Below are 23,999 nucleotides of genomic sequence, written 5' to 3'. Positions count from 1 at the left end.
GTGGTCCGCCGCCGGTCCTTCGCCCGGATCAGCCGCCCGGATCAGTTGCCGGGATCAGCTCTGCCAGCGGTCCGGCGCGCTGAGCCGGTGGGCGATCGAGCGGGTGGCCTCGGTCGCGGCGCGGTAGTCCGCGTAACCGCGTTCGAGGGCGTCGCGGTGGGTGGGGTCGGGTTCCACGATCCGTACGCGTGGCGCGAAGCCCGCGGCGGCCTCGGCCAGCGAGGCTGCCTGGCCTGAGCCCGCCGCGGCGCTCACCGCGCAGGCGCGCAGGGTCAGATTGGCCTCGCCGACCAGCCGCAGCGGACGGCCCAGGACGTCGGCGGTGGTACGCAGCCAGAGCGGGTTGTGTCTGATGCCGCCCGAGACGAACACCTCGTCCACGGCGATCCCGCCCTCGACGAACGATTCGAGCACCTGCCGGGTGCCGTAGGCGACCCCCTCGACGGCGGCCCGGTAGACCTCCGCCGGCCTGCTGCCGAGGGTCAGCCCGAGGACGGCGCCGCGCAGCCGGGGGTCGCGCAGCGGGGTGCGGTTGCCCATGAAGTAGTCCAGGACCAGCAGCCCGTGGGCGCACGGCGGCAGCGCCGCCGCCTCCTCGATCAGCCCCGGCAACTCGGCCCGCGGTGTGCCGAGCAGCTGCTCACCGGCCCAGGTCAGCACGGACCCCGAGGTGACCTGGCCGCCCTCGACCAGCCACCGCCCGGTGTTGAGGGCGTCCGGATAGGGGCCCCAGACGGTCGGCGGGAAGACGGGTTCGTCGATCTCGGTGACGAAGGCGGTGGACGTGCCGGAGACGACCGACACCCGGCCCGGCCGTGCGCCCCCGACGGCGAGCAGCGACAGATGGGCGTCGATGCCCCCGGCGCAGACCACGGCCCCGCCGGTGATGCCGAGTTCCTCGCGTACCGCCGCCCGTACGGGGGCGACCGGGTCCCCCACCGGGACGATCCGGCCGGGGAGCTTGTCCCGCAGGTCGGGCACCCCGAACTCGGCGTAGAGATCGTCGGGCAGCCCGCCGCCGCGCGGGTCGTAGTTCCACTTGCAGACGGCGTTCATCCGCGAGCCGGTCCACTCGCCGGTCAGCCGCCAGACGAGATAGTCGACGGCGTCGGTGATGTGCTGCGCCGCGCGGTAGACGTCGGGCTCGTGGCGGGCCAGCCACATGGCCTTGGGCACGAGCCACTCGACCGCGTCGGAGCCGCCCGCGTACCGCAGGACCGGGTGCGCGGAGCGCCCCGTCAGCTCGGATTCGGCGCTGGCCCGGCTGTCCATCCACAGCAGCGCGGGGCGCAACGGCCGCCCCGCGCCGTCGAGTACGGCGACCGTCGAAGCGGTGGTGGCGACGGCGACCCCGGCCACCGGCGGCGAGCCCGCCTCGGCGAGCGCGGCACGGGTGGCGGTGACCACGGCGCGCCACCAGTCCTCGGGGTTCTGCTCGGCCCGGCCGGGATGCGGGAACGAGGTCGGATAGCCGCTCTGGCTGACCCCGAGCGCCTCGCCCCCGGCGCTGTAGACGGCGACGCGGGCGCTCTCGGTCCCCAGGTCGATGGCGAGAAGCGCGGTCATGGCCGGTCTCCGTTCGGCGGGGTGGTCACGGACGGTCTCCGTTCGGCAGGGTCCCGTTCGGCAGGAAGAGAACCTTGGAGCTGAACATGGAGCGCTCGCCGAGCCGGTGCAGGGTGGACGACACGTCGTCCAGGCCCAGTTCGTGAGTGATCATGAACTTCCAGCGGAGGCTGCCGTCGCCCATGGCGCGGGCGGCGGTGCGCCACTCGTCGCCGGGGAAGGGCGCCGAGAAGGAGTTCCAGGCGCCGTGCAGGGTGATCTCCCGGCGCAGGAAGTTGCTGAAGGTGGCCTTGGGCAGGACGACCGGGTCGTGCGGGATGCCGATGAAGACGGCCTGACCGTGCCGGGCGGCGAGCGTGACCGCCTGGTCGGCGGTGGCCGGCACCCCGGCGGACTCGATGATCACGTCGTACCCGTGGCCCGCGAGTTCGCCTGCGCGCTCCGGGGTGGCGGCGGTGTGGGTGGCGCCGGCCTCCAGGGCCATGGCCGCCTTCTGCTCGCTCACGTCGATGGAGAGCACCTCGCTCGCCCCGGCCAGCCGCGCCCACTGGATGGCGAACAGACCGATCGGTCCGGCGCCGACGACGGCGACCCGGTGGCCGGTGCGCAGTTTGGTGCGCCAGATGGCGTGCAGGGCGATGGCGGCCGGGTCGAGCATGGCGGCGGCGCGCGGGTCGAGGTCGGCGGGCAGGACCATCAGGTTGTCCTCGGGGACGGTGACGTACTCGGCGTAGGCGCCGGCGCGCCGGCTGCCGAAGTAGTCGTAGTCCTCGCAGAGGCTGAAGTGCCCCTGGGAGCAGGGGGTGCAGCGCCGGCAGGGGATCAGCGGCGGTACGGCGACGAGGTCGCCCTCCTTGACCGTGCCGGCCGCGGCGAGTTCGGCGCCGAGCGCCACGACATGGCCGGAGAACTCGTGGCCGCAGATCAGCGGGAGGTGGTAGGCGCCGCCCGGCCGCAGCATCCGGGGTATGTCCGAGCCGCAGACCCCGCAGGCGGCGACGCGGACGAGTGCTTCCCGGGGCGCGGGCTCCGGTACGGGAACCTCCTCGACGCGGATGTCGCCCGGGGCGTGCAGCAGGGCGGCTCGCATGGTCTGCGGCATGTTCGTATCGCTTTCTCGGACGGGGCCGGGCACACGGTCGGATCCGGCCCGTTGTGTGGGGTGCGGTGTCATTCCTTGCCCGCGAGGGCGAAGGTGGTGGCGCCGGTGTACGTGGCGGCGTTGGCGCGGTCGATCAGCCCGGTCCCGGCATCGACGGTGGCGGCGACCTTCTTGCCCGACTGGACGTCGAGCGCGGTGCTCACGGCGGTGGCGCCCAGGGAGATCGGGTCGTTGAGCGCGGTGGCGAGGTAGGGACCGTCGGCCGCGATGGACTTCACGGCCTCCATCAGACCGTCGACCCCGGCGACCCTGACGTCGGTGCGGTTGTTCTCCTTGAGCACCTGGAGCGCGCCGAGGGCCATGTCGTCGTTGTGCGCGTAGACGGCCTTGACGTCGGTGTTGGTCTGGAGGAGGTCCTGCATGGCGGTGACGGCCTTGGAGCGGATGTAGTCGCAGTAGGGGCCCGCCACGATCTTGATCTTCTTGTTGGCGGCCACCGCCTCGTGGAAGCCCGCGCTGCGGTCGCGGGCCACCGCGCCGCCCGCGTCGCCCTTGATCTCGATGACCTTGCCGCCCTGGGCGCCGAGCGCCTTGGCGACCTCGGCGCCGACGAGCCGGCCCATCTCCTTGTTGTCGCGGCCGACGTGGGCGGCCGCGCCCGAGGGCACCGGACGGTCGACGGTCACCACCGGGATGCCGGCGGCCGCGGCCGCGGCCAGGCCCGCCTTGACGCCCTTGGGGTCGACGGGGTTGATCAGCAGGACGTCGACGCCGCGGGTGATCAGGTCCTGGATGTCGTTGTTCTGCTTCGTCACGTCGTCACCGGCGTCGGCGAAGTTCAGCTTGGCCCCGGCCTTCTTGGCCGCCTGCTCGGCCCCGGTGCGCAGCTGCACGTAGAAGGGCGACTGCTGGGTCGCCTGGCTGAAGCCGATGGACAGGCCGCCCGCGGCCTTCTTGCCGCCGCTGCCGCTGTCCGTGCCACCGGGGGTGGTGGAGACGGAGCAGGCGGCCAGTGACGCAAGAGTGGATGTCGCGATAAAGATCCCGAAGATGCGCTTCATACGCATGTGGGCCTCCAGATGTGGTCCTGGCGAGGGACAGTAGGTCCGCGATTAACCTCCCGGCAACACATGCGTATTTTTTTGCTCTCATGAGCACGGACCCCCGCTGACCGGGAGCGATACACCGGACGCGCGGTGTGACGCGGGTCGTGTGACGGGTGGCGCGGCGGGTGGCGCGACGGGTGGAGTGGCGCGGGCGGCGCGATGCGGGCCGCCGGACCCGGCGACGAGGCGGGGCGGCAGGGCGGGGCGGGAGTGCCGGCCGGGCGCGGCGGGGTGCGTCGGTGCGGAGAACGCGAACAGGGCGCCCGCCTTTCCGGCGCGGCACGACGTTCCTGACGCCCTTTCAAAAAGCCGAACGCAGAATTGATGGCTCATCAGGACGGCTTATGATCTCGCTGATCTTTTCTTGGGCAAAGGGAAGTTGCCGCCAGAATTCTGTTGGTTGGCGGCGCGGGCCATCCTTGGCGATATGGGCGTTTTGGAGCTGTTGTCCCCGATGGCGATATGGGTGATATTCAGCATCTTGTTGTCTTCTGCGTGGTGTTGTGGGCGGGAAGATCCACTCGCTGCCGTGACATGCGTCACGTGGATGATCGTTCGGGGTGCGCGCGGTCTCGTTCACTTCGCTCACAGGAAAGGAGAGTTGAGGCGCCGCGAGGGTGAAAGTCATTTCTGATCTTCCCGGCTGCAATCTCCCCTCGTATTGCGGTGTGAATTCTGGACTTGTCTCTCCCGGGACTTCTCGCTTACGTTCTCGTCATTCCGGACAGAACGCCGAATCCTGCCGCTGCCCGGAAACCCACCTACTCACGTACGGCAGGAGCGGGGGACCCAGGTAAGTCGCCGGTTCAGAAGCTGGACCGGCTCGGGGTGAAGTCGCCGTCTGCGCGACCGGGCATCTCCTGCCCGAACCCGACAGCTCACCTCGCAGGCGACGGAGAGGAATGCGTCATGTCCGCAAAGGCCAAGCACCGTCGTCCCAGAACCGGCCCGCTCGCTCGTGGTGTCGTCGCCGTGAGCGCGGGGGGAGCCGTACTCGCGCTTCCGCTGCTGGCGGCGACCACCGCCCAGGCGGCGCCCTCGGCCGGATACGCCCCCGCCGGGACGGCGGCGGCCCCCGCCGGTGTCACGCGGCAGGCCCCCCTGACGTACTCCGTCGTCGCCGGTGACTCGCTGTCCAGGATCGCGAAGGCGCACTCCGTGACCGGCGGCTGGAAGAAGCTCTACGAGGACAACCGGAGCGCCATCGGAAGCAACCCGTCGCGCATCTTCCCCGGCCTCAAGCTGACCCTCGGTTCCACGGCGAAGGCCACCACGGCGAAGCCCTCCTCCGCGAAGGCCGCCACGACGAAGAGCGCCACGGCGAAGACCACCGACATCGCCACCCAGACCGTCGCCGACACCGCGCCGGCCGCGCTGAAGACGTACTCCAACAACCTCGACGGCTGGATCCGCGAGTCGCTGGACGTCATGGCCACGCACGGCATCCCCGGCTCGTACAACGGGATCTACCGCAACATCATGCGCGAGTCCTCGGGCAACCCGGCGGCCATCAACAACTGGGACTCCAACGCCGCCGCCGGCATCCCGTCCAAGGGGCTGCTCCAGGTCATCGATCCCACGTTCCAGGCGTACCACGTGCCCGGTACGTCGACGAACAGCTACGACCCGGTCGCCAACATCACCGCCGCGTGCAACTACGCAGCCGCCAGGTACGGCTCGATCGACAACGTGAACGGCCCCTACTGACGGTCCCCGCCGTGACGGCCGCCGCCCGGCCGCTCATGGACGCAGGCCCCTCATGGACGCCCGGCCCCTCATCGCTCCCCGGACAGGACGTCCCGCGCGGTCTCGTCCACGTCCAGGGTGAAGATGTCGGGCCGGGCGTAGTGCCCCGTCACATCCAGGTCGAACCGGCCCCGGGCGAGGTCGCCCAGGTCGAGTTCGGCGGTGAGGATGCCCTCCCCGTCCCGGAGCGGTCCCGCCAGGACCTCGCCCAGCGGCGAGACGATGGTGCTGCCGCCGCCGATCAGCACGGTGTCCGGCGCGTCGCCCTGTACGGGATGGACGTCGGCCGGCAGATCGGAGCGGCGCAGGTACTGGTTGGCGCTGAGCACGAAACAGCGCCCCTCCAGGGCCACATGGCACATGGTGGCCTGCCAGTTCTCCCGGTCGTCGACCGTCGGCGCGCACCAGATGTCGACGCCCTTGGCGTACATCGCCGCGCGGAACAGCGGCATGTAGTTCTCCCAGCAGATGGCCGCGCCCAGCCGGGCGCGGCCCGTCCGCACCACCGGCATCGTGGAGCCGTCGCCGGTGCCCCAGATCACCCGCTCGGCGGCGGTCGGCATCAGCTTGCGGTGCAGGCCGAGATACCCCTCCGGGCCGAAGAACAGGGCGACGCAGTGCAGCGTCGAACCGCGGCGCTCCACGGCGCCCACCACCGCGTGGACGCCCAGCTCGCCCGTGAGCGCGGCCAGCTCCGCCGTCTCGGGGCCGGGAACCCTGATGGCCGACTCGGCGTAGCGGCGGAACAGCTCCCGTCCCTCCGGGGTGCGGCTGCCGACGGTCACACCGAAGTCCAGCCCCTTCGGATAGCCGCCGAGGAACGCCTCGGGCAGCACGATGACCTCGGCTCCCCGGCCGGCCGCCTCGCGGATCAGCTCCCGGGCCCTGCCGAGATTCCCGGGTGTGTCGAAGAGCCGTGAGCCCGCCTGGACGACGGCTGCGGTCAGATGCGTCATACGGCGACGGTACGAAGCCCCTCGGCATCCGGCAAACTGATATCCACGATGATCGATATCTATGAAACCGAATTCAGGCGGGCGGATCTCAATCTGCTGATCGTGTTCGCGGCGCTGATGCGCGAGCGGAGCGTGACCCGCGCCGCCGCCGAGCTGCGGCTGAGCCAGGCGGCGGTCAGCGCCGCCCTCGGCAGGCTGCGACGCCTCTTCGGTGACGAGCTGTTCGTCCGGGTACGTACCGGTATGGAACCCACCCCGCGTGCCCATGAGATCGCCCGCACCACCGAACCGGCGCTGCGGATCCTGCACGGCGCCCTCACCGGCGCGGCACGGTTCGCCCCGGAGACCTCGGAGCGGACGTTCACTCTGGGCATGTCCGACGACATCGAGGCCCACCTCATGCCGCGACTGGTCGAGCGGGGGCGCGCCCACCCCGGTGTGCGGTTCGTGGCGCGCCAGGCCAACCGCACCGTGGTCGCCGACCTGCTCGACCGGGGCGAGATCGACCTCGCGGTCGCCGTCGCGCCGGCCCTCGGCTCCGTCCACCGCCAGGAGGAGCTGTTCACCTCCGGCTACGCCTGCCTCTTCGACGCCGGGCTGCTGGATCTCCCGGTACCGCTGACCCGCCGGGACTACCTCGCGCATCCGCACGTCCTGGTGTCGCACGACGGCCGCCGGGGCATCGTCGACGACCTGCTGGCCGCCCAGGGGCTGACCCGGCGGGTGGCCACAGCGACCACGCACTTCGCCGGAGCGGTGGTGATGCTGCGCTCCGTCCCCGCCCTCGCGACCGTCCCCCGGCACGCGGCGGAGGTCTTCGCCCGGATCGCGGGACTCACCGTCAGCCCGCCGCCGATCGCGATGCCGGAGTACGTCGTCTCCTCGGTGTGGCACGCCTCCCTGGCCGACGACCCCGCCCACACCTGGCTGCGGCGGACCGTACGGGAGTGTGCCGCGCCGTAGCCACGGCACACCGCCCCACACACCGTTCCGCCGCACACTCCGCTCCGCGGTCGCGGTACCCGCCGCGGTGTGAGGGCCCGTCACCCGGGCCCCGGCTCAGCGGACCAGCTCCTTCGTCACCCGCTCCAGCATGAACGCCGACGACTCCCGCGCCCGCTCCTCCCAGGCGAAGACGCACACCGTCGCGACTCCGTCGAACTCCAGCTCGCGCAGGGTGGAGAAGAAGGTGTTCCAGTCCACCTCGCCCTGCCCGATGTCCAGGTGCTGGTGGATACGGGCCGCCGTGCCGGGCGGGTTGAGGATGTAGCGCAGCCCCGAGGAACCCTTGTGGTTGAAGGTGTCGGCGATGTGCAGGTGCTGGAGCTTGTCGCCCGCGTACCGCAGCATCCTCCCGATGTCCGCGCCCGGGTCGGACCCGGACAGATGGAAGCTGTGCGGTGCGCAGTAAAGGTAGTTGACGTACGGCTTGTTGATGGCCCGTACGAGATCGACCGCCGGATCGTTCTCCTCGCAGAAGTCGTCCGGGTGCGCCTCCAGATTGAGCGCGATGCCCTCGCGCTCGAACTCCGGCAGCAGCTCCTCCATGGAGCGCCAGAAAGCGGCCTCGCTCTGCGCGGCGGCCTCCGGACGGCCGTTGAACTCCGAGTTCATCAGCGTGCAGCCGAGCTGCGCGGTGATCTCGATCATCCGCTTCCAGTAGCGGACGGCGGTCTGCCGCTCGGTCTCGTCCGGGCTGGACCACTTGTACAGCGGCAGCACACTCGACAGCCGCACGCCCGTCTCGTCCAGCGCGGACCTCAGCTCGGCCACCCGCTCGTCGTCGGCGCGCGGATGCAGGAAGAAGGGCATGAAGTCGTCGCGCGGGGACAGCTCGATGTACGAGTAGCCCAGATCGGCGACCGTGCGCACCATCTCCCTGATGGGCAGGGCACGCAGCATGTACGGGTCGAGGGCGATCTTCACCGGGCGTCCCCTCCGTAGAAGGCGGGGCGCTTCTCCAGCGCGTCGACCCGTACCGTCTCGCCGGACTCCAGGGATTCCACCAGGGCGTCCGTGATGACGGTCGCGGCGTAGCCGTCCCAGGCCGAGGGGCCGGTGGGCTCGGCGCCGCTCGCCACGGACCCGGCCCACTCGCGGAACTCGGTGTCGAAGGCGTCCCCGAACCGGCCCTTCCAGTCCTGGAGGACCGCGGTCGCGTTCCGGCCGCCGCCGCGGACCGCGACGGCCGCCGGGTCGGGCAGCCGGACCAGGCCCTCCTCGCCGACGGTCTCGCACTGGATGTCGTACCCGTACTGGCAGTTGACGAAGACCTCCAGGTCGATCCTGACCCCCTCGGCGGTCTCCATGAGCATGATCTGCGGGTCCTGGAGGTGCTCGTGGCGCTTGCGGGTCCTGCGCGGACGCAGCACCTGTACGGAGCGGATCTCGTCGTCCAGCAGCCAGCGCAGCACGTCGATCTCGTGGACGGCCGTGTCCTGCGCGGCCATCGCTGAGGTGTAGGAGGCGGGGACGGTCGGGTTGCGGTGGGCGCAGTGCACGATCAGCGGCTCGCCGATCCCGCCCGACTCGATGACCTTCTTCATCTCCCGGTAGCCCGAGTCGTACCGGCGCATGAAGCCGACCTGGACGAGCCGGGTGCCGTGGGCCGTCTCCGCCTCGATGATCCTGAGACAGTCCTCGGCCGTGGTGGCCAGCGGCTTCTCGCAGAAGACCGGCTTGCCCGCGGCGATGGCGGCGAGGACGTGTTCGGCGTGGGTCGGGCCCCAGGAGGTGACGACGACGGCGTCGACGTCCGCCGCGTCGATGACCTCGGCGCCGCTGGGCAGCGCGCGGGCACCGACCGACGCGGCGACCTCCTCGGCGCGGGCGGTGTCGATGTCGAACACCGCGGTGACCCGGGTGCCGGTGACGACGTGGGTCAGTCGGCGGATGTGGTCCTGGCCGATCATGCCGGTGCCGATCACACCAATACGGACAGTCATGAGGGATCTCCCTTTCGGAGCGGCTCAGTTGGAGGAGGGAACGGGGTCGGTGGAGCGGGTGTAGCGGGCCCGCAGCTCGTTCTGGAGTGTTTCGAGGGACCGGCCGCGGGTCTCGGGGACGTAGGTCCTGACGAAGAGGACCGCGCCGATGCCGAGGCAGGCGAAGACGAAGAACGTGGCGGAGATGCCGATGGAGTCGACCAGCACCGGGAAGGTCAGCCCGATCGCGAAGTTGACCATCCACAGCACCACCGCGCAGACCCCCATGCCGAATCCGCGCATCCTCATCGGGAAGATCTCCGCGAGCATCAGCCAGGTGACCGGCGAGATCGCGCCCTGCTGGAAGGCGAGGAAGGTGACGGTCATGGCGAGCACGGCGTACGCGCGCGGGGTGCCCTCCGGCAGTGCGATCGAGAACACACCGATCAGCAACAGGGCTGTCGTCGTGCCGAGTTGGCCGATCATCAGCATCGGCCTGCGGTCCACCCGGCCGAGCAGCCAGATCCCGAGGAAGGTGGCGAGCACCGAGATCACACCGTTGGCGATGTTCGCGGTGAGCGCGCTGTCGGAGGCGAATCCGGCGTCGGTGAGGATCTGGGTGCCGTAGTACATGATCGTGTTGACCCCGGTGACCTGCTGGCAGACGGCGATGCCGATACCGACCCAGACCAGCCGCTTGATCCACGGGGTGGCCTTCAGATCGGCCCAGCCGCCCGATTTGGCCCGCTCGTCGGCCACCGCGAGCCCGGTGACCTCCTTCAGCTCCGCCTCCGCGCGCCGCTCGGACCTGACCTGCTTCAGTACGGCGAGTGCCTCCGCGTACCGGGTCTGCGAGGCGAGCCATCGCGGGCTCTCCGGCATGACCAGCATGCCGAACCAGAGCACCACGGCCGGCAGTGTCGCGATCACCAGCATCCAGCGCCAGACCCCGCCGCTCTCGCCGCCGAACGAGGCGATGATCGCGTTGAAGGTGAAGGCGGCCAGCTGACCGCTCACGATCATCAGCTCGTTACGGGTGACCAGCCCGCCGCGCTTCTCGGCGGGGGAGATCTCCGCGAGGTAGACGGGCACGGTCACCGAAGCGCCGCCGACCGCGAGGCCGAGGACGAACCGGGCGACCACCATGACCTCGGTGTTCGGGGCGAGCGTGCAGCCCAGCGCGCCGAAGAAGAAGATCACCGCGAGCATCAGGATGTTCTTGCGCCGGCCGCGCTGGTCGGAGAGCCGTCCGCCGAAGAGGGCGCCGAGCGCCGCGCCGAACAGCAGTGAGCTGGTGACCAGGCCCTCGGTGAACGGGGTGAGGCCGAGGTCTTCCTTCATGTACGGCAGAGCGCCGTTGATCACTCCGGTGTCGTACCCGAAGAGCAGTCCGCCGAAGGTGGCGATGAGGGTGACCACCCGCAGCCGGCGTTTGACCGCGGGCGGAGGATCGTCGGTGAGTGTGGCGGGGGACGGCGCGGTGCCCGCGGCCGCGTCGTCCTTGACGTCCGTCATGGCAGCCTCCTGTTACCGGGTGAGTGGGCGTCGGGTACAGGTGAGGCCGCTCTCGGCCAGGACCGCGCGCGTACGCACGGCGACGGGAAGCGGGACTTCCGGCGCGCAGGGGTAGAGGTCCTGCTCGACGATCACGAAGAGTTCGGCGTCGAGCCGGGCGAGTTCGGCGATCAGGTCGGCCGGGTCGGGGACCCCGGCGGGCGGCGCGATACAGACGCCGCGCTTGACGGCCTCGCCGAAGGAGAGGTTCTCCTCGGTCACCTGGGCGAGCACGGCCGGGTCCATCTGCTTGATGTGGACATAGCCGACGCGCTCGCCGAACCGCCGGATCAGATCGAGGTTGTCGCCGCCGCCGTAGGCCACGTGTCCGGTGTCCAGGCAGAGGTTGGCGTACCGCGAGTCGGACTCGTTGAGGAAACGCTCGATCTCGGGCTGGGTCTGGATGTGGCTGTCCGCGTGCGGGTGCAGCACGAGGCGCACGTCGTACTCGTCCAGCAGGATCCTGCCCAGCCGGTCGGCGGCCCGGCCGAAGCCCGCCCACTGCGCGGCGGTCAGCTCCGGGCTCTCGGTGAACGCGCCGGTCTTCTCGTCCCGGTACATCGGCGGGATGAAGACCAGGTGGTGGGCCCCGGTCGCGGCGGTGAGCTTCGCGACCGGCAGCACCTCGGCGAGCATCGTGTCCCACTCCTCGGGCCGGTGCAGCGCGCCGAAGGTGGTGCCGCCGGAGACCTTGAGGCCACGGACGGACAGCTCCTCGGCGAGACGCTCGGGCTCGGTGGGCAGATAGCCGTACGGGCCCAGCTCCAGCCACTCGTAACCGGCCTGGACCAGCTCGTCGAGGAAGCGGGTGTAGGGGACCTGCCGGTCGTCCTCGGGGAACCAGACGCCCCACGAGTCGGGCGCGGAACCGAGGCAGAGGTTGCCCACGGCGGTTCGGGGGGAAGGTGACGTCTTTGTCATGGATGCGGCTCTTCTCGGCGGCGGAAGGAAAGGGAGAAGGGGAGAAGGGGAGAGGAGAGGGGAGGAGGAAGCGGAGGGGGCGCGGAGGGGCGGAGGCGGCTCAGTCCGAGGTCGGGAAGCTGAAACCGGCCGCGGTCTCCCGCTCCCGGTGCGGCCAGCGGGTGGTGACCACCTTGGCCCGGGTGTAGAAGCGGATCCCCTCGGGGCCGTGGACCGGACTGTCGCCGATGAGCGAGTCCTTCCAGCCGCCGAAGGAGTAGTACGACATCGGCACCGGCACCGGCACGTTGACGCCGATCATGCCGACCTTTACCTTGCGCTGGAAGTGGCGCGCGGTCCCGCCGTCGGAGGTGAAGACGGCGGTGCCGTTCCCGTACGGGTTGGCGTTGATCAGCGCGATCGCCTCGTCGACGGTGTCGACGCGTACCACCGCGAGCACCGGGCCGAAGATCTCCTCGCGGTAGGCGTCCATCTCGGTGGTGACGCGGTCCAGCAGGGACGGACCGACGAAGAAGCCGTTCTCGTGGCCCTCGACCTTGAGGCCGCGGCCGTCCACCACGACCGTGGCGCCCTGCGCGGCGCCCCCGGCGACGGCGCCCGTGACCCGGTCCCGCGCGGCTGCCGTGACCAGCGGACCCATGTCGCTCGTCGGGTCGTCGCCGGGGCCCACCGTGATCTCGCGGGCCTTGCGCTCCAGGATCTCCACCAGCGGGTCGGCGGCCGAGCCGACGGCGACGGCGACGGAGATCGCCATGCAGCGCTCGCCGGCCGAGCCGTAGGCGGCGGCGATCAGATGCTTCGCCGCGAAGTCGAGATCCGCGTCGGGCATCACGACACCGTGGTTCTTGGCACCGCCCAGCGCCTGTACGCGCTTGCCGCGCGCGGTGCCGCGCTCGTGCACGTACCGGGCGATGGGCGTCGAGCCGACGAAGGAGACCGCCGCGATCTCCGGGTGGTCGAGGAGGGCGTCGACCGCGGTCCTGTCGCCGTGCACGACATTGAACACACCGTCGGGCAGCCCGGCCTCGGCATAGAGCCTCGCGACGAAGTTCGCGGCCGACGGGTCGCGCTCGCTGGGCTTGAGGACGAAGGTGTTGCCGGTCGCGATGGCGATCGGGTGCATCCACAGCGGCACCATCGCCGGGAAGTTGAACGGGGTGATCCCCGCGCACACTCCCAGCGGCTGGCGGAAGTTGTGCACATCGACATCGGTGGACACCTGGTCGGAGAACGACCCCTTCAGGATGTCGCCCAGACCGCAGGCGTACTCCACGACCTCCCGGCCGCGCGCGATCTCGCCGCGCGCGTCGTCGATGACCTTGCCGTGCTCGGCGGAGATGATCCGGGCCAGCTCCTCCTCGTTCCGTACGAGCAGCTCACGGAAGGCGAACAGCACCTTGATCCGCTGCGAGAGGGACGTCTCGCTCCAGGACTCGAAGGCACGGGAGGCGGCGGCGACCGCCGTGTCCACGTCGGCGGCCCCGGCGAGGCGCACGCTCGTCCCCGAGACGCCGGTGGCGGGGTTGAAGACGGGGGCGGTACGGGAGGAAGCGCCGGCCGTGGCGGCGCCGTCGATCCAGTGCTCAATGGTGGTCATGTGAGGGTTCCTCAGGGGTGTGGCCGTGCAGGGGGGCGGGGTGTCGGAGGTGTCAGAGGTAGTGACGCTGGGACCGTTTGGCGGCGCGGTATGTCTCGTACGCCTCCCGGGTCGACTCCAGCGCGGAGACCTCGCTGACGGGGACGTCCCACCAGGCGCTGCCGGGCGGGTTCGGCCCGTACAGATCGGTCTCGACATGGACGACCGTCGTACGGTCGGACGCCCTGGCCTTCGCCAGCGCGCCGGTGAACTCCTCGACGGTGGAGGCGGGCAGGACATCCGCGCCGAGCGAGGCGGCGTTGGCGGCCAGGTCCACCGGGAGGACCTCGCCGTCGAGCTGGCCGCTCGCCGGGTCGCGGAAGCGGTAGCGGGTACCGAAGCGCTGCGAGCCGAGCGACTCCGAGAGCGCACCGATCGAGGCGAAGCCGTGGTTCTGGACCAGGACGATGATGACCTTGATCCCCTCGGAGACCATGGTCACGATCTCCTGCGACATCATCAGATACGAGCCGTCGCCGACCAGGACCACGACCTCGCGGCCCGGATCCGCCATCTTCACCCCGAGCCCGGCGGCCACCTCGTAGCCCATGCAGGAGTAGGCGTACTCGACGTGGTACGCCTTCGGGTCGCGCGAACGCCACAGCATCTGGAGGTCGCCCGGCAGGGACCCGGCCGCGTTGATCACCACGTCCCGGTCGTCCAGCGCGGCGCGCAGCGCGCCGAGGATCTCGGTCTGCGCGGGCAGCGGCCCGTGCCCGACGCCGAAACACTCGTCGGTGGTGCGCCGCCACTCGGCGGCCAGCTCCAGCACGCGCTGCCGGTAGGCGTCGTCGGTCTTCCAGCCGTCCAACTCCGCTTCCAGACCGGCGAGTCCGAGGCGGGCGTCGGCGACGAGCGGTTCGGCGGAGTGTTTCACCGCGTCGAGACGGGCGACGTTGAGGTTGATGAACCGCACGTCCGGGTTGCCGAAGACGGTGTGACTGGCGGTGGTGAAGTCGCTGTAGCGGGTGCCGACCCCGATGACGACGTCCGCCTCGGCGGCGAGCGCGTTGGCCGCCGCCGTGCCCGTGGAGCCGACGCCGCCGACCGCCGACGGATGGTCCCAGGCCAGCGCGCCCTTGCCCGCGTGGGTGTCGGCGACCGGGATGCCGGTGGCCTCGGCGAACGACCGCAGCTGGTTCCCGGCGCCCGAGTACACCACGCCGCCGCCCGCCACCAGCAGCGGCTTCTTCGCCGTACGCAGCAGATCGGCGGCCCGCTTCAGCGCGGCGGACTCCGGCACCGGACGGCCGATGTGCCACACCCGGCGCCGGAAGAACGCCACCGGCCAGTCGTACGCCTCGGCCTGGACGTCCTGCGGCAGGCAGAGGGTGACGGCGCCGGTCTCCACCGGGTCGGTCAGCACGCGCATCGCGGCGAGCGCGGCCGGGATCAGCTGCTCGGGCCTGCTGATCCGGTCGAAGTACTTCGACACCGGACGGAAGGCGTCGTTGACGGTGACGTCTCCGCCGCGGGTGTCCTCCAGCTGCTGGAGGACGGGGTCGGCGGCCCGGGTGGCGAACATGTCGCTGGGCAGCAGCAGCACCGGCAGCCGGTTGGTGGTGGCCAGCGCGGCGCCCGTGATCATGTTGGTGGAGCCGGGGCCCGTGGACGCCGTACAGGCGTGCGCGGCCAGCCGGTCGCGCGTCTTGGCGAAGGCCACGGCCGCGTGCACCATGCCCTGCTCGTTACGGGCCAGGTAGTACGGGAGGTCGGCCTCGCCGGTCCTGGCCGCCTGGAGCAGCGCCTGCCCGACCCCGGCCACATTGCCGTGCCCGAAGATGCCCCAGGCCCCGGGGACGAACCGCTGTTCCTGGCCGTCGCGCTCGCTGTACTGGTTCGCCAGGAACCGTACGAGGGCCTGCGCGGTGGTGAGCCGTACTGTCTCCATCACACGTCCTTCGTTGTGTTCCGGGCGCCGAAGGGCAGCCGGGGGTCGGTCTCCCGGCCCTCCCAGGTGGCGCGGACCCAGCCGTGTGCCGGGTCGTCGCAGATCAGCCAGGCCCGGTCCGGCCCGGGGCCCGCCATCACGTTGAGGTAGTAGAGGTCGTGGCCGGGGGCGGCGATGGACGGCCCGTGCCAGCCGTGCGGGATCAGCACGGTGTCGCCGGTGCGCACCTCGGCGAGGACGTCGACGGGGCGTTCCTCGGTCCCGTACACCCGCTGGTAGGCGAAGCCGGGACCGGCGGGTCCGTCGGCGATCTCGAAGTAGTAGATCTCTTCGAGTTCGCTCTCTACGGGGTTCCCGTCCGCGTCCGTGCGCGCCTCGTCGTGCTTGTGGGGCGGGTACGAGGACCAGTTGCCGCCCGGGGTGAGCACCTCGCACACCAGCAGCCGGTCGGCGTCGAACGTGTGCGGCAGGCAGTAGTTGTTGACCTGGCGCGAGCAGTTCCCGGTGCCGCGCGGCTCGGCGGGGACACCGTCGGCCGGGCCGTACCGGGCGGTCAGCCGCCGCTCGCAGCGCGCCGACGGGAGAGCGAACCGTCCGCCGCGCTCACTGCGGACCACGGCCTCGGCGTCGCGGGGTACGTAGGCGAAGTCGGTGACCGCGTCGAACACACCGTCGCGGCCCGCCAGCAGGAACGTCGTACCGTCGACCGCGACCGTGCAGGAACCGGCGAGCGGCAGCACCAGATACTCGCTGTCGCCGGTGGACAGTGTGAGGTGCTCGCCCGCCGCCAGCTCCACCACGCGCAGTCCGGAGAAACCCCACCGCGCGGACTCGGGAGTGACCACGGTGGTGTACGGCCCCTCGGCGGTGCTGCCGGCCGGCCGATGCGACGTGTCGTTGTGTGTGGTCACAGCAGACTCACCGCACGGTCCACGGCCCCGGCGACATCGCCGTCCGCGGGGTAGAGCAGCGACCGGCCGACGATCAGCCCCTGCACGGTCGGCAGCGAGAGCGCCTTGTGCCAGGCGTCGAACGCCGCCTGCGCGTCCTTCACCTCGCCGCCGAGCAGCAGCACCGGCAGTGTGGAGGAGGCGAGGACGCGCTCCATGTCGTCCACGACCGGCAGCTTCAGCCAGGTGTACGCGGAGCGCCGGCCGAGGCCCGAGGCGATGGTGATCGACTTGATCACGGCTTCGGGGGAGAGGTCGTTGCGGATCTTCCCGTCCACCCAGTAGGACAGGAACGGCTCGACCATCGCGATGAGCCGACGGTCGTTCAGCTCGTCCACGGCCCTGGCGGTCTGCTCCAGCACGGAGGGGGTGGCCGGGTCGTCCAGGCAGATCCGGGTCAGCGCCTTGCCGCCGTCGAAACCCATCGCGGCGATCGCCTCGGCGTCGTAGCCGGTGAACCGGTCGTCGATCTCGAACGCGGACCCGGCGAGCCCCGCGCGGTTCATCGAACCGAACACACTCTTGCCGTCGAGCACACCGAGCAGCAGCAGATCTTCGAGGATGTCCGCCGTGGCGAGGACACCCGTCACCCCCGGGCGCTCCAGCGCCACGCACATCCGGTCCAGCAGCGCGCGCCGGTCGGCCATCGCCGAGGGGTCGCCGCCCACGGTGTTGGCGCCGCGCGCGGGATGGTCGGCGGCGATGATCATCGCCCGGCCGTGTTCGCCCAGCGGCGAGACGGCCTTGACGCGTCGGGCGGCGGCCTCCGCGATGGCGCCGGGGTTGTTGACCCGGGCCCGCACGATCCGCTGGACCTTGTCAGACACCCTTGTCTCCTTGATCTTCGCTTCGACCAGCGCTTCGTCGGGCATGGCGTCCGAGCAGGCCAGCTCACCGGCGACGATCGCCCCGGCGGCGTTGGCGAAGCGCATGACACGCTCCAGCTCCCAGCCGGACAGCAGTCCGTGGCACAGGGCGCCGCCGAAGGCGTCCCCGGCGCCGAGGCCGTTCACCACGTCCACGGGCACCGGCGGCACCTCCACCGTGCCGCCCGTGCGGTCCATGGCGAGCACGCCCTTCGGGCCCTGCTTGACCACGGCGACCTCGACGCCCAGGCCGATCAGGGCGCGGGCGGCGGCGTACGGCTCGCTCTCGCCGGTCGCCACCTCGCACTCCTCACGGTTGCCGACGGCGACCGTGGCGTGGGCGAGGGCCTGCCGGTAGAGGGTGCGCGCCTGCGCCGGGTCCCCCCAGAACATCGGCCGCCAGTCCAGATCGAAGACCGTGGTCCCCGCCCCGGCCCGGTGCTCCAGCGCCGCGAGCGTCGCCGACCGGCTCGGCTCGGCACACAGGCCCGTCCCCGACATCCAGAAGATCCGCGCCGACGCGACGGCGTCGAGGTCCAGCTCGTCGGGGCGGATGTCCAGGTCGGGGGCGCTTGGCAGCCGGTAGAAGTAGAGCGGGAAATCGTCCGGCGGGAAGATCTCGCAGAAGGTCACCGGCGTCGGCGCGATGCCGGACACACCGACATGCGTGCTGTCGACCCGGTAGCCCGCGAGAGCCTGCCGCACGAACTGCCCGAACGGGTCGTCGCCCGTCTTCGTGATCACGGCGGCGCTTCTGCCGTAGCGTGCGGCGGCGACGGCGACATTGGTGGGGCTGCCGCCCAGGTACTTGCCGAACGAGGTGACATCCGCCAGGCCAACGCCCGACTGCAAGGGGTAGATGTCGACCCCGCTGCGTCCCATGGTCAGGACGTCCAGGACTGCCATGTGTGGGGACCTCCAACAACTGACGCGCTCTACTAGCGCGCTCTAGTTGCGAGTACGATCGTCCACGTCCATATGTCCTGTCAATACGTTGTTGCGGCTGAGTTTCCGGCAGTGGCACTAGGGTTCATGGACGAGTCACGGAAGGTGAGGGGGCCTCGGTGGAGGAGTCACCCAGCAAGCGGCGCCCGACGATGGCGGACGTCGCGCGGCGGGTCGGTGTGTCCCGCGCCCTCGTGTCCCTGGTGTTCCGCAATCAGCCCGGCGCCGGCGAGGAGACCAGGCGGCGCGTGCTGCGGGCCGCCGACGAACTGGGGTACCGCCCGGACAGCGCCGCCAGGCTGCTCGCCCGCGGCCGCAGCCGCACCATCGGTGTCATGCTGACGCTCCATCAGCCCTTCGAGGCCGACATCGTCGAGGCCGTCTATCCCGAGGCCGAACGCCTCGGCTACGACGTGCTGTTGTCGGCCAGCGCGCCGGGCCGCGACGAGCGCAAGGCGGTCGAGGCGCTGCTGAGCCACCGCTGCGAGGGGCTGATACTGCTGGGCTCGCAGGCGACCCTCGGACGGCTCGACGAACTCGGCCGCCGCAGCGCGGTCGTGGTCGTCGGCCGTACCGCGCGCGGAGCCAACGTGGACAGTGTGCACACCGCCGAGGGCAAGGGGGTGAGCCAGGTGGTCGGCCATCTGGTGGAGCTGGGACACCGCCGTATCGCGCACATCGACGGCGGCCGGGAGCCGGGGGCGGCGGAACGGCGGCGCGCCTACCGCGCGGCCATGCGCAGACACGGGCTTGCCGAGTCGATACGGGTCCTCCCGGGCTCGTACGACGAGGAGTCGGGCAGCGCGGCGGGCCGCCTCCTCCTCGCCGAGGAGCATCTGCCCAGCGCCGTGTTCGCGGGCAACGACCGCTGCGCGATGGGCCTGATGCACACGCTCGGCCGCGCCGGTGTCGACGTGCCCGGCGATGTGTCGGTGGTGGGCTACGACGACAACCACCTCTCGCACCTCTCGCACATCGACCTCTCCACCGTCCGCCAGGACGCGGGCCGGCTGGCCGAGCACGCGGTGCGGTTCGCGGTCGAGCGGCTGGACGACGCCTCACTCGCTCCGCGCGAGGCCGTCCTCGACCCCAAGCTGGTGGTGCGGGGCACGAGTTCGGCGCCGCCGGACGGGCGGCCGGCGCCCACGGGGGCGTACGGGCGCGGCGGCGGGCACTGAGTCCGGCGGGCGGCGGGGGGACACCGGACTTCGGCCGGGTCCGCCGCCCGCCGGCGGTGTGCGGGCCGGACCCGTCAGCCGACCGGCTGGACGGTGGCGGCCTGGGCGGCGGCCGGGCGGCGGGGCCCCTCGCGGTCGCAGTACGCGCGCACCCGGGCGAGCAGGGCCTCCGGTTCGGGGTCCGGCTGGAGGGCGTTGAGGTGGAGGAGCCAGAGGTCGTTGAGCCCCTCCTCGATATGGCTGCGGCCTTCCAGGGCGTCCGAGACCGTATGCAGTCCGAAGAAAGCGCACACCAGTCCGTACGCGGCCACGTCCGGTGGAACACCCGGTGCGAGCTGCCCCTCACGCCGGGCCTCGTCGAGCAATGCGGTAATCGTCTCCAGCCAGCCGACAAAGGGGCGGGGAAGGGTGGCGTCAATGGCGGCGCGCTCCGCCCAGAGCCTGGCTCCGGCCCGGGTGACGACATCGTCGCGGAAAGCCCGGGCCACATCGAAACTGAGTGCGACCATTTTCTCCAGCGCCGGAAGGTCGGCGGATCCGTACCGGCCGATCAGCTTCGGCCAGGTGGCGAAGTGCTCCTCGACAATGGCCAGGGCGAGATTCTCCTTGCTGGCGTAATGGAAGTAGATGGCTCCGCTGGTGCGTCCCGACCGTGCGCTGATATCGCTGATACTGGTGCCCGCATAGCCTCTTTCGTCGAACAGACGTGCCGCCGACTCCAGCAGAAACCTCCGCGTCGCCTTCGCTCGCATCTGCGCCGCTCGAACCTGCACGTGTACTCCGGATTGCCGTTCCGTTAACTGACAGCACGCAATGTAGCGCCTTTGGCCGCGCCGGGCTGGGGTGCGCAGTCGGGTGAATTGAGTTGTTCTTATCGTATGAACGCATCGGTGGATGGTGTAGCGGTCGGCGGCGCGTCCGTGAGTGGCACACCCGCGAGTGACGCGCCCGTGGACGGCGGCCCCGCGCGCGGCGCGCCGGCCCGTCCCCGCCCGCTGTCCTGGTCGCGCACCGTCCCGCGCGAGCTGGTCCACCGCGACTCCGTGGCCGAGGTGCTGCTGACCGACGTACGGCGCGCCCGGGGCGGCGGGTTCGAGGCCGCGGCGTCCTGGCCCAGGTCCCATCCGACGTTTCCGCGCGACGGCGCCGATCTGCACAGCCCGCTGATGATCGTCGAGACGCTGCGGCAGCTCGGCATCTACGTACCGCTGCGGTACTTCGGGGTCGCCCCGTCGGACCGGCTGGTCATCACCGATCTGTACTTCGAGACCGATCCGCGCGGCGAGCCCGTGGCGCGCTCCGGCGCCACGAAGGTCGACTGCCGTGTGCTGGTCGGCGGGGTGCGCCGGGGGCCGGGCGGCGAGGTCACCGGGCTGCGGCTCCAGGTCTCCTACCGCGCCGACGGGGTGGTCTTCGCTCGGGCCGGCGGTGGCTCGCGGTTCCTGAGCGCGGAGCGGTACGACGCCGTACGGGCCGGGGGCGCGGGGGCGCCCGAGCCGGCGCGCGGGTCACCGGGCGCGCCGGTGCTGACGGCCCGGCCGGTACGGCCCGCCGCCCACCGGCTCGGGGTGAACGGCGCGCACGACGTCATGATCGCGGTCGACCGCGCCACCCTCCTGGTGGAACCCGCGGATCCGAGACATCCCTACTTCTTCGATCACGCCACCGATCACCTTCCCGGCATGATCGTTCTGGAGGCGGCCCGGCAGGCGGCGGCGGTCGCGAGCGGGGGAAGACTGATGCGGCCTTCCGCCGGTCGGCTGAAAACCGCGCGGTTCATCGAATACGCGCCGGCTGCCCGAGTTCTGTGCGTGCCGCACCACACGACCTGCGTCTTCCGCTTTCTTCAGGGTGGCGAACAGAAGGCATTCGGCGTACTGAGCTACCAATAAACACATAGGGACACTAATGGCAATCGCTTGACTGCCCTGAGTGATGCTCCCTAGCGTAGCGATCGTTATGTTCTTCGGCGGTCGCCCGACAGGCTCTCCGTAGAGGCCGGTGCCCGCCTGGAATCCCACCCGCACGTCCGCGGGTGACCACAACGCGCCCGCGGTGTTTCGCACCGGTGCGGCGGCCCGTGCTGCCGCGATCAGGGCTTTCCCGAATGGAAAAAGCCGGATGACAGCTCAACGCATCCTTTCCTGGACCCCCGCCGCCATCGTCTTCGACTGTGACGGCACTCTCATGGACACCGAAATCCACTGGCAGGACGCCCGCATTCACGCGTTGCGGGAGTACGGATTCACCCCGGCCCCCGGTTTCGCCGAGCGGGCGAAGGGCCTGCACTACACGGAATGCGGCCTTCTCATGGCCGAGGAGGCCGGCCGGCCGGAACTCGGCGACGAGATGACCGGCAGACTGCTCGCGCACTTCCGCGCGCTGGTCGACGACAACCCGCTCACCATGCCGGGCGCCCGCGAACTCGTCGCGGAAGCAGCCCGGTTCGCCCCGCTGGCGGTCGCCAGCAACTGCCCGAGGGAGGTCGTCGAGTCCTGCCTCGGCACCGCCGGTCTGCTCGGCCACTTCGGCCATGTCGTGGTGCCGGACGGCACGATCAGGCCCAAACCCCACCCCGACGTCTACCTCACGGCCGCCCGGCTCTGCGGCGCCGACCCCGCCGACACCCTGGCGGTCGAGGACTCCCACGTCGGCATCCTGTCCGCCGAGCGCGCGGGGATGCGCATCATGGGCGTCGGCCCCTGGCCGGGCGACCGGACCGTGGCGCTGGTGGACCTGTGGGTCCGCTCGCTGGACGAGCCGGAGGTACGCGGCTGGGCCGGCACCCGGGTGCCCGCCCAGTTGTCGCGCGGAGGCGCGCCCGCGCAGGAAATCGGCCTACCATGAATCCCTGAGGGACATATCAGCCCCAATGCCGCCGCGCAGGGAGATGGCCACGGATGGATGAGGAACGCGCCGGCCGTCTCGTCTCGTCGCTGCGTGCCCGGGGTGTGATGGCGCACCTGGCCCATCTGGGCGTCTACCAGTGCGGGGTGCAGATCGTGCTCATCGGCGGCGGTGAGGCGATCTGGGACATCGACGCGGTGATGGGGCTGCGGGCGGAGGTCGTGCAGGACGGTGTACTGGTCGGATTCGTTCCGCATGTGAGCGGATCCGAGGACTTCAGCGAGGAGCGGCTCGTGGAGACCATCGCCACCGCCCGGTACGACAAGGAGGGGCTGCACCCTCCCGTCGACACCGGAACCGCTCCCGAGGGCACGGGCGGTGGTGACACGGGCCTGCCGTACCGGGGCGCGGGTCCCGCGCTCCCGTCGCGGGCGCGCCGCCGGGGGCTGAGACTTCCCCGCTGGCCCCGGCGACCGCGATAGCGCCCAAGGGACAGCACCCAAGGAGTAGCGCCCCGGGTGCCGGGACGGCACGTGGCGACCTCGGAGAGGGCTTCGATTTCACACGTGTGTACGAGTGTGGACCCAGGTCACGCGGTCGGCTGTTGTTTCCGCCGATTCACCCCGTGCGCCCCGTCCGCATGGGCATGCTGGTGGGATGGCTGAGCATGGTGAGAACGTGCCCGCGTACCGCACGATCCGGGTGGCAGGCCCGGACGGCCCGGTCGAGGCGGTGGCGGATGTCGCGGCGTGGCAGGCGCGCGAGGTGTATCCGGACATCCTTTCGGCGGGTGGCCCGCTCTTCGGTGTGGTGCGTGAGCGCGAGGCGGGCGGCTGGGAGCTGATCTCCTCGTTCTCGGGGCTGGCTCCGCAGGACGGCCGCGACAGCATGGGCGCGCAGTTCCGGATGCTGGCCCAGGAGTGCGAGCGCGCCGGTGACGAGCCCGCGCGCCAGGAGTGCCTGCGCGCGGCGGAACGGACCGAATGGGAGACGAACGACGAGATGACCGTGCTCGGCACGCGCTACCGGGTGGCGCGGGCGGAGTGTTACGTACGGTCGGGACCCGAGGGGCCCGAGCCCCCGCGTCCCACCGACCCCGACCCCATGGAGCCCGGCGAGTCGCACAGGGCCCCGGACCCCGCCGCCGGGTTCGTCTTCGATCCGGTCATCGCCACCGGCATGTCGGAGGGCATCCTGAAGGTCGAACTCCTCTCCCTGGTACCGAAGTCGGGCACGGTCCCGCCGGACGTGCGCGGTGACGCGCTGGCCGCCGCGCAGACGCATCCCGGCGGGGCGCTGCTGCCGGCCACCTTCATGACGACCGAGTGTGTCTCCGGGCGCTGGCGGCCGGAGTCCACCGCCACCTCCGTCACACCGCAGAACGCGCGGGACTCCCTGGCCGTGAAGCTGCGGGTGATGATCCCCTGGAAGCGCGGACTCGGCCCGGCCGAACGCGTGCCCTACTCGGCGGCGGCGGACCGGCTCGACGCGGAGCGCTGCGACGAACTGACCGTGGAGGGACGCCACTTCAGGGTCGCGCGGATCGAACGCCTGGTGCGCATCGGCCCCGACGGTCCGGAGGGCCCGCGCCTCTCCGACCACGACCCCCAGCCGCCGGTGATGGTGCAGCACCAGCAGCAGCTCGCACAGGGGCTGATCCCGGAGGACGGCGAGGAGACGGAAGAGCCCATCGAACTCGACGACAGGGCGCAGCGGTTGTCCGCGCTCTTCGACGAGGAGGAGAAGCGCCGCAAGGAGCTGCGGGCCGGGCGCGGCGAGCCGTCGGAGACGGACTCCTGAGCCGCGCCCGG

At 71.1% G+C, this 23,999-nt stretch carries 21 protein-coding genes, 1 pseudogene and 1 riboswitch; of the genes and pseudogenes, 7 read left to right on the top strand and 15 right to left on the bottom strand.

Annotation, left to right across the window (positions count from 1 at the left end; genetic code table 11):
* Positions 1-54 precede the first annotated feature (54 nt).
* The 4 genes from OG627_RS07020 to OG627_RS07005 form a co-directional block, all read right to left on the bottom strand.
* A complete protein-coding gene (locus OG627_RS07020) occupies positions 55-1,566 on the bottom strand; it encodes an FGGY-family carbohydrate kinase (RefSeq protein WP_329062520.1) in 1,512 nt (503 codons plus the stop codon).
* Positions 1,567-1,591: 25 nt separating this feature from the next.
* Entirely contained in the window at positions 1,592-2,668 is a 1,077-nt protein-coding gene (locus OG627_RS07015; RefSeq protein ID WP_329062518.1) for a galactitol-1-phosphate 5-dehydrogenase, read from the bottom strand.
* A gap of 68 nt (positions 2,669-2,736) precedes the next feature.
* Positions 2,737-3,735 carry a substrate-binding domain-containing protein gene (locus OG627_RS07010; protein ID WP_329062516.1) on the bottom strand — a complete coding sequence of 333 codons (999 nt, stop codon included), beginning with the start codon at positions 3,733-3,735 and terminating at the stop codon, positions 2,737-2,739.
* A gap of 340 nt (positions 3,736-4,075) precedes the next feature.
* Positions 4,076-4,402: a hypothetical protein gene (locus tag OG627_RS07005; protein WP_329062514.1), complete on the bottom strand. Its 327-nt coding sequence runs from the start codon at positions 4,400-4,402 to the stop codon at positions 4,076-4,078.
* A gap of 92 nt (positions 4,403-4,494) precedes the next feature.
* A riboswitch (cyclic di-AMP (ydaO/yuaA leader) is annotated at positions 4,495-4,679 on the top strand.
* Between the two features lie 4 nt (positions 4,680-4,683).
* On the opposite strand from OG627_RS07005, the gene OG627_RS07000 reads away from it, so the two are divergent.
* Positions 4,684-5,481, top strand: coding sequence for a LysM peptidoglycan-binding domain-containing protein (locus OG627_RS07000; protein WP_329062512.1), 798 nt, complete (start codon positions 4,684-4,686; stop codon positions 5,479-5,481).
* A gap of 68 nt (positions 5,482-5,549) precedes the next feature.
* Here OG627_RS07000 and OG627_RS06995 read toward each other — a convergent pair whose 3' ends face one another.
* Entirely contained in the window at positions 5,550-6,476 is a 927-nt protein-coding gene (locus tag OG627_RS06995) for a nitrilase-related carbon-nitrogen hydrolase (protein WP_329062510.1), read from the bottom strand.
* Positions 6,477-6,524: 48 nt separating this feature from the next.
* On the opposite strand from OG627_RS06995, the gene OG627_RS06990 reads away from it, so the two are divergent.
* Positions 6,525-7,439, top strand: coding sequence for a LysR family transcriptional regulator (locus OG627_RS06990; protein WP_329062508.1), 915 nt, complete (start codon positions 6,525-6,527; stop codon positions 7,437-7,439).
* Positions 7,440-7,535: 96 nt separating this feature from the next.
* Here the strand turns inward: OG627_RS06990 and OG627_RS06985 are convergent, their stop codons facing one another.
* From OG627_RS06985 to iolC, 9 genes and pseudogenes are all read right to left on the bottom strand, one after another.
* Positions 7,536-8,402, bottom strand: coding sequence for a sugar phosphate isomerase/epimerase family protein (locus OG627_RS06985; protein ID WP_329062507.1), 867 nt, complete (start codon positions 8,400-8,402; stop codon positions 7,536-7,538).
* On the bottom strand, positions 8,399-9,421 hold the full coding sequence (locus tag OG627_RS06980) for a Gfo/Idh/MocA family protein (RefSeq protein ID WP_329062505.1): 1,023 nt from the start codon (positions 9,419-9,421) through the stop codon (positions 8,399-8,401). The genes OG627_RS06985 and OG627_RS06980 overlap by 4 nt, the downstream gene beginning before the upstream one ends.
* 24 nt (positions 9,422-9,445) lie before the next feature.
* The gene (locus OG627_RS06975; protein WP_329062503.1) at positions 9,446-10,915 is read right to left on the bottom strand and encodes a sugar porter family MFS transporter; all 1,470 of its coding nucleotides are present in this window, start codon (positions 10,913-10,915) and stop codon (positions 9,446-9,448) included.
* A gap of 12 nt (positions 10,916-10,927) precedes the next feature.
* Complete coding sequence (locus tag OG627_RS06970; RefSeq protein WP_329062502.1) at positions 10,928-11,875, bottom strand: TIM barrel protein; 948 nt, start codon at positions 11,873-11,875, stop codon at positions 10,928-10,930.
* Between the two features lie 100 nt (positions 11,876-11,975).
* Positions 11,976-13,472 carry a CoA-acylating methylmalonate-semialdehyde dehydrogenase gene (locus OG627_RS06965; protein ID WP_329062499.1) on the bottom strand — a complete coding sequence of 499 codons (1,497 nt, stop codon included), beginning with the start codon at positions 13,470-13,472 and terminating at the stop codon, positions 11,976-11,978.
* A 52-nt stretch (positions 13,473-13,524) separates the two neighbouring features.
* The gene (iolD, locus tag OG627_RS06960; RefSeq protein WP_329062497.1) at positions 13,525-15,402 is read right to left on the bottom strand and encodes a 3D-(3,5/4)-trihydroxycyclohexane-1,2-dione acylhydrolase (decyclizing); all 1,878 of its coding nucleotides are present in this window, start codon (positions 15,400-15,402) and stop codon (positions 13,525-13,527) included.
* Complete coding sequence (gene iolB / locus OG627_RS06955; RefSeq protein ID WP_329062495.1) at positions 15,402-16,313, bottom strand: 5-deoxy-glucuronate isomerase; 912 nt, start codon at positions 16,311-16,313, stop codon at positions 15,402-15,404. Before iolB ends, iolD begins: the two co-directional genes overlap by 1 nt.
* A complete protein-coding gene (locus OG627_RS06950) occupies positions 16,310-17,179 on the bottom strand; it encodes a Cgl0159 family (beta/alpha)8-fold protein (protein ID WP_329072442.1) in 870 nt (289 codons plus the stop codon). The genes iolB and OG627_RS06950 overlap by 4 nt, the downstream gene beginning before the upstream one ends.
* A 6-nt stretch (positions 17,180-17,185) precedes the next feature.
* A pseudogene (iolC, locus tag OG627_RS06945) lies at positions 17,186-18,124 on the bottom strand (5-dehydro-2-deoxygluconokinase); the annotation flags it as partial.
* Between the two features lie 191 nt (positions 18,125-18,315).
* Here iolC and OG627_RS06940 point away from each other — a divergent pair.
* Positions 18,316-19,341: a LacI family DNA-binding transcriptional regulator gene (locus OG627_RS06940; RefSeq protein WP_329072440.1), complete on the top strand. Its 1,026-nt coding sequence runs from the start codon at positions 18,316-18,318 to the stop codon at positions 19,339-19,341.
* Between the two features lie 74 nt (positions 19,342-19,415).
* Here OG627_RS06940 and OG627_RS06935 read toward each other — a convergent pair whose 3' ends face one another.
* Positions 19,416-20,093, bottom strand: a complete 678-nt coding sequence (locus OG627_RS06935) for a ScbR family autoregulator-binding transcription factor (protein WP_329072437.1) — start codon at positions 20,091-20,093, stop codon at positions 19,416-19,418.
* A gap of 168 nt (positions 20,094-20,261) precedes the next feature.
* On the opposite strand from OG627_RS06935, the gene OG627_RS06930 reads away from it, so the two are divergent.
* From OG627_RS06930 to OG627_RS06915, 4 genes are all read left to right on the top strand, one after another.
* Positions 20,262-21,233: a ScbA/BarX family gamma-butyrolactone biosynthesis protein gene (locus tag OG627_RS06930; RefSeq protein ID WP_329062493.1), complete on the top strand. Its 972-nt coding sequence runs from the start codon at positions 20,262-20,264 to the stop codon at positions 21,231-21,233.
* 229 nt (positions 21,234-21,462) lie between these two features.
* The gene (locus OG627_RS06925) at positions 21,463-22,188 is read left to right on the top strand and encodes an HAD family hydrolase (protein ID WP_329062491.1); all 726 of its coding nucleotides are present in this window, start codon (positions 21,463-21,465) and stop codon (positions 22,186-22,188) included.
* Between the two features lie 53 nt (positions 22,189-22,241).
* Positions 22,242-22,670, top strand: coding sequence for a hypothetical protein (locus OG627_RS06920; protein WP_329062488.1), 429 nt, complete (start codon positions 22,242-22,244; stop codon positions 22,668-22,670).
* 175 nt (positions 22,671-22,845) lie between these two features.
* Positions 22,846-23,988: a DUF5954 family protein gene (locus OG627_RS06915; RefSeq protein ID WP_329062486.1), complete on the top strand. Its 1,143-nt coding sequence runs from the start codon at positions 22,846-22,848 to the stop codon at positions 23,986-23,988.
* Positions 23,989-23,999: the final 11 nt, after the last annotated feature.

Source organism: Streptomyces sp. NBC_01429 (assembly GCF_036231945.1).
Lineage (GTDB): Bacteria > Actinomycetota > Actinomycetes > Streptomycetales > Streptomycetaceae > Streptomyces.
The sequence above is the reverse complement of the archived record's forward strand: the minus strand, read 5'-3'. Positions and strand labels throughout refer to the sequence as shown.

What these genes read in the sequence shown, in the direction of transcription:
- OG627_RS07015 (WP_329062518.1), bottom strand. Translation starts at nt 2,668, where the DNA reads ATGCCGCAGACCATGCGAGCCGCCCTGCTGCACGCCCCGGGCGACATC.
- OG627_RS06970 (WP_329062502.1), bottom strand. Translation starts at nt 11,875, where the DNA reads ATGACAAAGACGTCACCTTCCCCCCGAACCGCCGTGGGCAACCTCTGC.
- iolD (WP_329062497.1), bottom strand. Translation starts at nt 15,402, where the DNA reads ATGGAGACAGTACGGCTCACCACCGCGCAGGCCCTCGTACGGTTCCTG.
- OG627_RS06995 (WP_329062510.1), bottom strand. Translation starts at nt 6,476, where the DNA reads ATGACGCATCTGACCGCAGCCGTCGTCCAGGCGGGCTCACGGCTCTTC.
- OG627_RS07005 (WP_329062514.1), bottom strand. Translation starts at nt 4,402, where the DNA reads ATGACTTTCACCCTCGCGGCGCCTCAACTCTCCTTTCCTGTGAGCGAA.
- OG627_RS06990 (WP_329062508.1), top strand. Translation starts at nt 6,525, where the DNA reads ATGATCGATATCTATGAAACCGAATTCAGGCGGGCGGATCTCAATCTG.
- OG627_RS07010 (WP_329062516.1), bottom strand. Translation starts at nt 3,735, where the DNA reads ATGCGTATGAAGCGCATCTTCGGGATCTTTATCGCGACATCCACTCTT.
- OG627_RS06915 (WP_329062486.1), top strand. Translation starts at nt 22,846, where the DNA reads ATGGCTGAGCATGGTGAGAACGTGCCCGCGTACCGCACGATCCGGGTG.
- OG627_RS07000 (WP_329062512.1), top strand. Translation starts at nt 4,684, where the DNA reads ATGTCCGCAAAGGCCAAGCACCGTCGTCCCAGAACCGGCCCGCTCGCT.
- OG627_RS06965 (WP_329062499.1), bottom strand. Translation starts at nt 13,472, where the DNA reads ATGACCACCATTGAGCACTGGATCGACGGCGCCGCCACGGCCGGCGCT.
- OG627_RS07020 (WP_329062520.1), bottom strand. Translation starts at nt 1,566, where the DNA reads ATGACCGCGCTTCTCGCCATCGACCTGGGGACCGAGAGCGCCCGCGTC.
- OG627_RS06925 (WP_329062491.1), top strand. Translation starts at nt 21,463, where the DNA reads ATGACAGCTCAACGCATCCTTTCCTGGACCCCCGCCGCCATCGTCTTC.
- OG627_RS06975 (WP_329062503.1), bottom strand. Translation starts at nt 10,915, where the DNA reads ATGACGGACGTCAAGGACGACGCGGCCGCGGGCACCGCGCCGTCCCCC.
- OG627_RS06935 (WP_329072437.1), bottom strand. Translation starts at nt 20,093, where the DNA reads ATGCGAGCGAAGGCGACGCGGAGGTTTCTGCTGGAGTCGGCGGCACGT.
- OG627_RS06920 (WP_329062488.1), top strand. Translation starts at nt 22,242, where the DNA reads ATGGATGAGGAACGCGCCGGCCGTCTCGTCTCGTCGCTGCGTGCCCGG.
- OG627_RS06940 (WP_329072440.1), top strand. Translation starts at nt 18,316, where the DNA reads ATGGCGGACGTCGCGCGGCGGGTCGGTGTGTCCCGCGCCCTCGTGTCC.
- OG627_RS06980 (WP_329062505.1), bottom strand. Translation starts at nt 9,421, where the DNA reads ATGACTGTCCGTATTGGTGTGATCGGCACCGGCATGATCGGCCAGGAC.